The organism is Gordonia sp. VNK21, assembly GCF_046098115.1.
Classification (GTDB): domain Bacteria; phylum Actinomycetota; class Actinomycetes; order Mycobacteriales; family Mycobacteriaceae; genus Gordonia.
Genome location: NZ_JBJURU010000001.1, coordinates 26,678 through 35,641 on the forward strand (window position 1 = coordinate 26,678; position 8,964 = coordinate 35,641).

Consider the following 8,964-nt stretch of genomic DNA (forward strand, 5'->3'; position numbering starts at 1 on the left):
TACTGTTCCACCCGGACTCGATCGTGGTCTATGGCATGCCGTGTGCGTCGAGGAGAACCTGTACGGCGGCGATGACGCTCTCGGGATACTCTCCGGTCAGGAGTGCGTAGTCGGCGGCGCCGGTGTGCAGAATCGACAACTGTTCAGCCAGGACTGCGGGCTCGGCTACGCCGGCGCTGGTCGCCTGGCGTATGACGTACTCGCCTAGCTCAGACTTCATCAGGCAGGCCATCTGGACCGCGTCGTTCTCGGGGTCACGCAACTCGGTCGCCACATTGACGAAGAAGCAACCGGCGAAATCCGGCTGAGCCGCATACAGTCGTTGCGCCTCGAAGACCCCCACCAGGCGCTCGCGTTCAGAGCGGTCGTCGTGCTCGTCCGGTAGGTCGGCGACGGCCATCTCCCGGCCGGCGCGGAGAGTCTCCAGAAGCAGGCGCTCCTTGGACTGGAAGAGTTGGTACAGCGTCTTCTTGGACACCCCCGCCTCGGCGGCGAGGCGGTCGACTCCCACCGCATGAAATCCCTCTCGGTGGAACAGCTCCGTGGCGCGCTCCAGAATCCGCTCGCGCCGTGAGTCCTGTGTCATATCCGCAATTCTAACACGGGGAAACCGACCTGTTTCCAATGCTGTAGGATCGGGAAACCAACCTGTTTACCGATGGTCGCGAACCCGACTAGGAGGACTTTCAATGCCTGCTCTGCACGACTCCCTCGACCTGCCCGCGTTTGAGGCCGGCAATCGTGTCTTCATGGCGCCGATGACCCGCATGCGGGCACTCGAGCCTGCGGATGTGCCGACCGACCTGCACCGTGAGTACTACGTCCAGCGCGCAAGCGCGGGCCTGATCGTCACCGAGGGCGTGCAGATCAGCCCTGAGGGCAAGGGCTACTCGGGCGCACCGGGCATCCATTCCGACGAGCAGGTCCGTGCCTGGCGCGAGATCACCGATGCAGTGCACGCCGTCGGCGGCCGGATGTCGCTGCAGCTGTGGCACGTCGGTCGCATCACACACCCCGAGGTGCATGGCGGCGAGCCGGGCATCTCGGCCAGCGCACTCCCCTTCAAGGGGCGGACCAGCATCAAGAACTCCGAGGGCGACGTGATTTCGGTCGAGGCCCCCACTCCCCGCGCTCTCGAGGTCGATGAGATTCCGCGGCTGCTGGAGGACTACCGCCGTGCCACCCGCAATGCGCGCGCCGCCGGGTTCGACATGGTCGAGATCCACGGTGCCAACGGCTACCTGCTCCAGCAGTTCATGTCGTCCAGCAGCAATGTGCGTGAGGACCGGTACGGCGGTTCCATCGAGAACCGGGCGCGGCTGCCCCTCGAAGTCGTGGATGCCGTTGTCGGAGAATGGGATGCCGGACACGTCGGCATGCGGCTGTCCCCCACCATCAAGTTCGAGGGCCTGGATGACGCCGACGGCCTCGACATGGGCATTTACATGGCCGAGCAGCTCGCCGCCCGCGAGCTGGGCTACTTCCACCTCTGTGAGCCGGACTGGGCGGGTGGACCGTCGCTCGACGATGACTTCCGCACGGCCCTCCGTGCCGCCTTCCCCGGGGTGATCATCGCCGCCGGCAACTACACCACCGACAAGGCGCGTCGGGTGATGGAAGCTGGTTGGGCCGATGCCATCGCCTTCGGGCGCCCGTTCATCGCCAACCCCGACCTGCCTGCACGGCTGTTCACCGGAGCAGCCCTCAACGAGGTCGACGTCGACCGCGTCTACGGTGGCGGTGCTGCCGGCTACACGGACTACCCGACTCTGGCCGCTCAGCCGATCGGGTGACCGTGCGCACCGTCCCGTGCAGAATTCAGGTCTGAGCCGACTCGCAGCCCAATCCCTTCGCGTCGACTGAAATCCGGACGGCAGCCGATCCTTCGGCCTCTGCGTCGTCGTCTCGCTTCTGTCTGTGGCGATATTGCTCATCGAGCGGCACGAACAGTATGTGCACTTGTGCAGTGTATGCACTAGTGTATGTTCGGTCGGGTGAAGCGCTATCCGAAGGGACGAGGATGACTGAAACCGTCGACGACGAGCAGGCCCCGATCAGCCAGAGAAACGTGATTCTGCTGTTCGCGGGACTCATGCTGACGATGCTGCTGGCCTCGTTGAACCAGACAGTCCTCTCCACTGCGCTGCCGACGATCGTCGGCGAGCTCGACGGAGTCGACAACATGACCTGGGTGATCACGGCGTACATTCTCGCCAGCACGATCATGATGCCGGTGTACGGCAGGATCAGCGATCTCCTCGGACGGCGTCCCGTGATCATCGCGGCGATCATGCTGTTCGTCGTGGGCTCCATCGTCGGCGCACTGGCCGGCGACGTGACCTGGCTGATCGTCGGCCGCACGGTCCAGGGCCTCGGAGGCGGCGGTCTGATGATCTTGTCGCAGGCGGCGATCGCCGACGTCGTGCCGGCTCGCGACCGCGGCAAGTACATGGGCATCATGGGCGCGGTCTTCGCGGTGTCCTCCGTCGCCGGACCGCTCCTGGGCGGGTGGCTCACCGAAGGCCCGGGCTGGCGATGGGTGTTCTGGATCAACGTCCCGCTCGGTCTCGTCGCGGCGCTCGCGGCCGGACTCTTCCTGCGGATCCCCCGGCCCAGCCGGGACGGTCGCGTCGACATCGACTACACCGGTATGGCGCTGATCGCCGCCGCGACCACGACTGTGGTGCTGGTCTGCACCTGGGCGGGCGGGACATACGCCTGGACCTCGGGTGTCATCCTCGGATTGATCGCCGCCTCGGTGGTGCTCGCCGCCGCGTTCGTGGCGGTGGAACGACGGGTCAGCACCCCGGTCATTCCGATGAGTCTGTTTCGGGACCGCAACTTCAATCTGGTCACCATCGCCGCACTGCTGATCGGCATCGTCATGTTCGGCGTGATCAGCTACATGCCGACGTACATCCAGATGGTGACCGGGGTCGACGCGACCGTTGCGGGACTCCTGATGATCCCGATGATGGCCGGCCTGCTCATCGCGTCCATCGGATCGGGTGCCGCAGTGTCCAGAACCGGCCGGTACAAGGCCTTTCCGATCGCTGGAGCGGCCGTGATGGGTGTCGGACTGGCACTCATCTCGACTCTGAACATCGATACCGCGACCTGGATCATGTGCACCTACCTCGGCGTCATGGGTGTGGGTATCGGACTCGCTCAGCAGATCCTCACACTGATCGTCCAGAACTCCTTCCCCACGGCCATCGTCGGTACCGCGACGGCGTCGAACAACTACTTCCGGCAGGTCGGTGCCACCATCGGATCGGCGGTCGTGGGTTCGGTCTTCGCGTCGCGGCTGGCGTCGCTGATCGCCGAGAAGGCGCCGGCCGGCAGTGTCGGCTCCGCCGATCGCAACTCGCTGACCCCGGCGATGGTGAACGGACTGCCCGACTCTCTGCGCATTCCGATCGTGGAGTCCTACAACCAGGCGCTCCTGCCGATCTTCCTGGTTCTGGTGCCCATCGCGGTACTCGCCGTGATCGTGCTCCTGCTCGTGGACGAGAAGCCGTTGTCGACGACGGTGGACAACGAGATCCTGGCCGAGTCGCTGGCGGAGGGGCAGATCGTGGCGGCGCCCTCGGACAGTGTGGAGGGATTGACTCCGCGGCCCCGGGAGCCCTGAGCGGGCACCGGCATATCATGCGTGTCATGGCCGCTCACATGACTATGCGGGAGCGTCAGCGCCTCGAAACGCTGACGGCGCTTCACCGGTCGGCGACCGCCCTCGTCCGCGAGGGCGGTCTCGCCGCAGCCACTATCGACGCGATCACGGCCCAGACGGGTATCGCGCGGCGCACCTTCTTCAACTACTACGCGTCCAAAGAAGACGCCATTCTCGGGACCACTGCCCCGATGGTGCCGGAGGAGGCGATGGCGCAGTTTCTCGAGTCCGAATCCGGCACAGACGAGTTCACTCGCACCATCACGCTGATCGGCGCGGTGATGCGATCGACCCGCGAGGCCGAGGTCGACGTCGGGGAGATCCGGCGACTGCTCGCCGAGTTCCCCGAGCTCAGCGCCCGTCAGCAACAGCACTCCGCTGCGGCGGAGAAGCTGGTCGAATCGGCGATCTCGACGCATATACCGGATTCATCGGAGGCGCCGGCGCGGGCACTCGTCCTCCTCGCAACATCCGTTCTCCGTTACGCGTACTCCATCGATCCGGTGTCGATACCGACGGCCGACAGCCCGGTCGTACAGGTGGCGATCGACACCTTCCGCACCATCCTCGACCGAGTCGGACGCCCCTGAACCGGGTCGTCAGGAGACGGTCCAGGGCGAGGACGGGCGTATCGTCGACGACGTGCACAGCTACCGGACTGACCTTCATGCCGCCACCGGCGGGGTCGACACACGATCAGCGGCGGCATGACCTCTGAGCTCACCACCCACGGTCAACCGCGCCGTCGCATGTCCAAGCAGGCGCGGCGTGAGCAACTCCTCGACACCGCTGAAGAACTCTTCATCCTGCGCGGTTACGCGGGCGTGACCATGGAGGACATCTGCCAGGCCGCAGGCGTTTCACGCCCGGTGCTCTACGGACACTTCCCCACCCGGGAGGACGCCTATCTAGCGTGCGTGCAACGTGCCCGTGCCGCCTACAACGCCCGGATGGTCGGAGTGGCGGATCCGACAGACTCTCTCGAAGACCAGCTCCGCGCCGGCGGAGAGATCTTCTTCGGAATGCTCGAGACCGACCCGGGTCGATGGAAACTGATCTTCGGCAACAGCGGAGCCATGCCCGAATCGCATGCCGCGCAACTCGCCGACCTGCGTTTCGAGACCATCGACATGATCGAGGCGCTCCTGCATCGGGCACTGCCGGATGTCGACGGCCTCACCGTGAAGACGGCGGCCCACGCGATCTCCGGTGTCGGCGAACGCCTGGGACTGATGTGGCTGCGCGAACCGCAGTTGTCCCGCGACGACATCGTCGACCAGTACGTCGCGATCCTTTTGCCGGGGGCGCGGATGCTCGGCGACAGCGCGCATGGCCGGGACTGACTCGGCCGCAATCGGACTGGGCGCGATCGGACTGGGCGCGATCGGACTGGCTCGAAATTCACTGAGACGGCGTTCAACCGCGCCGCAGTCCTGACACTGCCTGTGGCGCAGGTGAATCCGGCCCGGGCGATCGCAGATACCGCGACCCGGGTTTAGTCCGATCGGTGCTCGCCGGTGGTTCCGGCCGGCGGGAACTGTCCGGTCCGGGGGCCGGCCCGCGGGGCGGGTTACGCCCCCTCTGGTGGTGAGTGGGGGTTGTGTGGTGTGCGGCGTCCGATGTGGTGCATGGGGTTGACGGTGTAGTCGTGTCTGGTGCCGGTGATGCGCCAGCCGACCCGGCCTTGGTCGGGTCCTTCGGTGATGATGGTGGTTTCCCAGTCACCTGGGGCTGTGCTGACGTGGCGGTTGTCGCCGCCGCAGGCGCCGCCGAGTTTGTTGATGTCGGTGGTGCCGCCGTCGGCGTAGTCGAGGTCGGCGTGGTGGGCCTCGCATTGAGCGAACGGTCTCGTACACCCGGGTCTGGTGCAGCCGCGATCCCTTGCGAACATTGCGAGGCGTTGGGCTTTGTTGGCGAACCGTGACCGGCCGAGGTAGAGCACTTCGGCGCTGTGGTGGGCGAAGACGGCCAGGTGCCAGGTGGCGTCGGCGGCCATGTCGATCAGGTCGGGGACGGGGATGTGGGTGCCGGTGGCGGTGTACCCGGTCCCGGCCAACTCGGCCAAATCCTGGTGGTCGATGGTGACGACGAATTCGGCCGGCAACCGCGACGGGTCGCCGAGCGCCCCATGGCCTAATGCGAAGCGGCACAACGCGACCAGGGCGTCGTGCTGACGTTGCCCGGCCGAGCGCAGGTCGCGCCGGCGGGCGGCATCGAGGAGTTCGGGATCCAAGCCGTCGGTGTCGATCGCGCCGGTGGGGCTGTCGGGGTCGTCGGGATTGTTCATCCCGGGTGCGGCCCATTTGGTCAGGACCACCTCGAGGAGCCCGCGCAGGGCTGGGGTGATCGCGCCACGGAGCTTGCTCATCAATTGCTGATCCTGCGGCGACAACGTCAGCGACCGTCGGCGTTGGCGGTCGGTGTCGTCGGCGAGTTCGCCGTCGGGGTCGAGGAGGGAGAGCAGACGGTGTCCGACCATCCGCGTCTGCTCCGGCGTCAACGTGACCGCAGACGCGGTCAGATCTGCTTCGGCGCGTGCGCGTTGTTCGACATCGACCGCGTGCGGGATCTTCTGCATGGTCTTGAAGATTTCGGTGACGTGCTCGGCGCCGATCGTGCCGGCACTCAATGCTTCGGCGGCGGTCGGGCAGCGTGGTGGGAGTGGTTCGCCGGTCATGGAGGTGAACTGTCCGACGGCTTCGGCCAGGAGACGGCGTCGGCGGGCTTCGGCGGCGGACAGGTGCAGGATGCCGACGAGGTAGCCGCCCAGGCTCGCTCCGCCGGCCTGCTGGTAGGAGCCGCGGTCGCTCATCTCGACGAGGAGGGGCGGATCGGCGGCGTCGGCTTGGCGGCGGTTGTGTTCGCGGGCGGCGGCGAGGTCGGTGAGCTGGCGGTCGGTGTAGCCGGTGTAGTCGGCGCGGGTGAACCGCGTCCGCTTCGCGGTGGCGGCCGTGATCAGGGCTTCGAGCGCGATCGGATCGTCGGGCAGCACCATCGTGCTGGTGTCGTCGATGCTGGTCGTCATCGCGTGCTCACCTCCCCCGAAGTGCTGTGCCGACTATCTCGTTGTGCGTTGATCGTGCTGGTCGGGCTGCGCTGTGCCCTGTCTTACTAGTTCAACGATAGTGTGATGTGTTCTGTTCCCATATCGCTAAAATGTTCGAACTATTTTTCTTGAGTTCAGACTACGACCGACCTCCGACATGTCCACGGGGAGGCGGCGTCGCGCAACGGGCGTTCCGGCTTTCGCGGTCCTACCCGTCGAGCAGTTCCAGTGCCGTTGTGACACTGTCCGCGGCTCGCGCGGGTTCGACCCGCGCGATGGCGAAGGCGGCGATCAACAGGCCTGTGACGGTCTCCCCCAGGCGCTCCGCGTCGGCACGGGCGAGTTGCGGCCGGTGCGCCGCGATGCCGCGGGTGAGTGCCTGCTGAAGCTCGCGGCGGTAGTCGCCGATCACTCGCGCGACGTCGCGGTCTTCGGCCAGTGGACTGCTCGCCGTGTTGACCAGCAGGCACCCGCTGGTGGCCGGCATCGACTCGGTGGTGTGGAAGGCGGCCCGCAGCCCGGTCAGGTAGGTGACGATCGCATCGTCGGCCACCGTCGCGGCTTGCAGCGGCGCCAGGCGAGGCCGGATCACCTGGTCGAGGTAACTCTGCACCGCGGCATCGAACAGTCCCCGCTTGGACCCGAAGGTGTTGTAGAGGCTGGAGCGGCTCAAGCCGGTGGCGGCCTCGAGGTCGAGGATCGAGCATCCGTCGTAGCCGACGCGCCAGAACAGCGTGCGCGCCGACTCGACGACGGCGTCGCGATCGAAACCTGCTGTTCTGGCCACCACTCCCCCTTTCTGTACCGACCGGTCTAGCATACAATCTGAACTGAACGTTACAGAATGAATGTCCGACGAAGGGGCACCCCGTGGTCATCGCAGGTCTGGTACTCGCCGCACTGGCAGCGGTACTGCACGTCTACATCTTCTATCTGGAGTCGGTGGCCTGGACCGGTCCCGCGGCCCGCGTCACCTTCGGCACCAGCGCCGAGGAAGCCGAATCGACCCGGGAACTCGCTTTCAACCAGGGCTTCTACAACCTCTTTCTGGCTGTGACGGTCGCCTGTGGCCTGGTCTTCTTCGGTGCTGACCAGGACACTATCGGCGCCACCCTGGTCTTCACCGGCGCCGGTTCGATGGCAGCGGCCGCGCTGGTACTGCTGATCTCGAGTCCGGACAAGCGGGCCGCCGCCGTCAAGCAGGGAACGCTCCCGCTCCTGGGAGTCATCCTGCTGGCGATCGGCCTGGCTCTCTAGCCCCGCGTCATCGCCGCACAACCGTCAAGCCATCCACAAAGGAGTTCTGAACCTCATGTCGTCACCCGTCAGTACCGCAATCCACCTCGCCGCCCGCCCGCAAGGGTGGCCCACGCACGACGACTTCCGCACCGTCACCGCACCCCTCCCCGATCTCGCTCCGGGCCAGGTGCGCGTGCGCAACGAGTTCGTCTCCGTCGACCCCTACATGCGGGGGCGCATGAACGACACCCGCAGCTACGTGGCGCCCTACGCCCTCGGTGAGCAGATCACCGGCGGTGCGATCGGCCGAGTGATCGCCAGGACCGCCGACGAGCTCCCCGTCGGCACGCTGGTGCTCCATCAGCACGGATGGAGTGATGTGGTGCAGGACGGCGCCGAGACCTTCCGTGCCGTTCCCGACGTCCCGGGAGTGCCGTCGTCGCTGCGACTGCACATCCTGGGTATGACCGGCCTGACGGCTTATGTGGGTCTCACCGCCATCGCCGGCCTGCAGCGGGGCGAGACCGTCTTCGTCTCCGGCGCTGCCGGAGCGGTCGGCACTGCGGCCGGCCAGCTCGCCAGGCTGCTCGGCGCCGGCCGGGTGGTCGGATCGGCGGGCAGCGCGGAGAAGGTCGCCCTGCTCACCGAGAAGTACGGCTACGACGCGGCCTTCAACTACAAGGACGGCGATGTGACCGAACAGCTCGCGCAATGCGCGCCCGACGGGATCGACGTCTTCTTCGACAACGTGGGCGGCGATCACCTGCAAGCCGCGCTCGCCGCCTTCAACGACGGCGGCCGGGCGGCGCTGTGCGGGGCCATCTCCAGCTACAACAGCACCGAGCGAAGCCCCGGACCGGACAACCTGGCGAACATCATCACCCGCGGCCTCACCCTGAAGGGCTTCACACTGGCCGGCTACCTGGATCTGGCCGCCGAGTGCCAGGAGCGGATCGGGCCGTGGTTCGAGGCGGGGAAGATCGCCTACGACGAGACCGTCGTCGAC

The 8,964-nt window shown here is 66.5% G+C and carries 9 protein-coding genes; 6 read left to right on the forward strand and 3 right to left on the reverse strand.

The window, feature by feature from the left end:
* Positions 1-28 precede the first annotated feature (28 nt).
* A complete protein-coding gene (locus ACJMNC_RS00180) occupies positions 29-586 on the reverse strand; it encodes a TetR/AcrR family transcriptional regulator (RefSeq protein ID WP_408945945.1) in 558 nt (185 codons plus the stop codon).
* 103 nt (positions 587-689) lie between these two features.
* Here ACJMNC_RS00180 and nemA point away from each other — a divergent pair, with 103 nt between their 5' ends.
* The 4 genes from nemA (at position 690) to ACJMNC_RS00200 (ending at position 5,016) form a co-directional block, all read left to right on the forward strand.
* Entirely contained in the window at positions 690-1,793 is a 1,104-nt protein-coding gene (gene nemA, locus ACJMNC_RS00185) for an N-ethylmaleimide reductase (RefSeq protein ID WP_408945946.1), read from the forward strand.
* A gap of 227 nt (positions 1,794-2,020) precedes the next feature.
* Entirely contained in the window at positions 2,021-3,634 is a 1,614-nt protein-coding gene (locus ACJMNC_RS00190; RefSeq protein ID WP_408945947.1) for an MDR family MFS transporter, read from the forward strand.
* Positions 3,635-3,660: 26 nt separating this feature from the next.
* Positions 3,661-4,263 (forward strand): TetR/AcrR family transcriptional regulator, encoded by a 603-nt coding sequence (locus tag ACJMNC_RS00195; RefSeq protein ID WP_408945948.1) that lies wholly within the window; start codon positions 3,661-3,663, stop codon positions 4,261-4,263.
* Between the two features lie 117 nt (positions 4,264-4,380).
* Positions 4,381-5,016, forward strand: coding sequence for a TetR/AcrR family transcriptional regulator (locus ACJMNC_RS00200; protein WP_408945949.1), 636 nt, complete (start codon positions 4,381-4,383; stop codon positions 5,014-5,016).
* A gap of 227 nt (positions 5,017-5,243) precedes the next feature.
* On the opposite strand, the gene ACJMNC_RS00205 is transcribed toward ACJMNC_RS00200, so the two are convergent.
* Positions 5,244-6,698 carry a DUF222 domain-containing protein gene (locus ACJMNC_RS00205; protein ID WP_408945950.1) on the reverse strand — a complete coding sequence of 485 codons (1,455 nt, stop codon included), beginning with the start codon at positions 6,696-6,698 and terminating at the stop codon, positions 5,244-5,246.
* Positions 6,699-6,927: 229 nt separating this feature from the next.
* Complete coding sequence (locus tag ACJMNC_RS00210) at positions 6,928-7,506, reverse strand: TetR/AcrR family transcriptional regulator (protein WP_408945951.1); 579 nt, start codon at positions 7,504-7,506, stop codon at positions 6,928-6,930.
* A gap of 83 nt (positions 7,507-7,589) precedes the next feature.
* Between ACJMNC_RS00210 and ACJMNC_RS00215 the strand changes: the two genes are divergently transcribed.
* On the forward strand, positions 7,590-7,976 hold the full coding sequence (locus ACJMNC_RS00215; RefSeq protein ID WP_408945952.1) for a DUF1304 domain-containing protein: 387 nt from the start codon (positions 7,590-7,592) through the stop codon (positions 7,974-7,976).
* 55 nt (positions 7,977-8,031) lie between these two features.
* On the forward strand, positions 8,032-8,964 hold a 933-nt coding region (locus tag ACJMNC_RS00220), incomplete at its 3' end, for an NADP-dependent oxidoreductase (protein WP_408945953.1).